Genomic DNA, 1086 nt, shown 5'->3' on the forward strand with positions numbered 1-1086 from the left:
TTGATGCAGCGTTTTCTTAGCCGGGTTCATCGGAACACGGTTATCCGTCCAGCCCAGCTGTTTCCTTGGTGTCAATGCACGGAATTTAGAGGCTGTCCAACCGAATGCACGGTAAGCTTTACTGCCGCTGAAAATACCGTCAAACGTACGCCATGCCATTTGTTCGCCGAAAGTATGCGATGCACCTTGACCACGGATAGGATGTGGAACGGTTTCTGTTGGCGAACGTTGCGCTTCAACACGCAGACGTTGCATTTGTTCGGTAATCGGAATGCGTACTGGACAAACTTCAACACAGGCGCCACACATGGTACACGCAGTCGGCAGATCGCGTGTCGCATCCAAGCCCAACAAATGTGGAGAGATAATCTCACCAATCGGACCGGGATAAGTCGTACCGTAAGCCGCACCACCGATACGGGTATAAACCGGACAATGGTTCATACACGCACCGCAACGGATACATTGCAAGGTACGGCGCATTTGATCTTCTGCATAAGCTTGGCTACGGCCGTTATCAAGCAGTACCAAGTGCATTTCTTGAGGACCGTCCAGCTCTTCGCTACGGCGAGGACCGGTAATCATATTGAAATAAGTGGTAATGTTCTGACCAATGGCGGAGCGTGGCAACAGGCTGTACAAAGGCGGAACATCCGACAGCTTCGCAACCACTTTTTCAATACCGGTAACGGCAATATGCACAGGCGGTACAGTGGTACTCAAGCGGCCGTTGCCTTCGTTTTCGACCAGACACAAAGTGCCTGTTTCCGCAACGGCAAAGTTCACACCGCTCAAACCGACATCGGCAGTACTGTAAATATCGCGCAATGCTTTACGCGCAAATCCGGTCAGCTGGTCTACATCATCTGTTAATGGAGTGCCGAGGTTTTGATGGAAAAGCTCGCTAACCTGCTCTTTGGTCTTGTGAATGGCAGGCATCACGATATGGGTTGGTTTCTCACCGGCCATTTGAACGATAAACTCGCCCAAGTCGCTCTCAATCGCTTTAATGCCTTGATCTTGCAGATAATGGTTCAGCTCAATCTCTTCGCTGACCATAGATTTGCCTTTCACCATCAGCTTACC

1 protein-coding gene is annotated in these 1086 nt (G+C 50.5%); it reads right to left on the bottom strand.

Going from position 1 to position 1086, the window contains the following annotated elements; all coding sequences use genetic code 11:
- Positions 1 to 1086, bottom strand: a 1086-nt coding sequence (locus ACTHS3_RS14205; protein ID WP_440368271.1) for a lactate utilization protein B, incomplete at both ends; no start/stop codon positions are given.

Source organism: Neisseria sp. P0009.S007 (genome assembly GCF_051962515.1).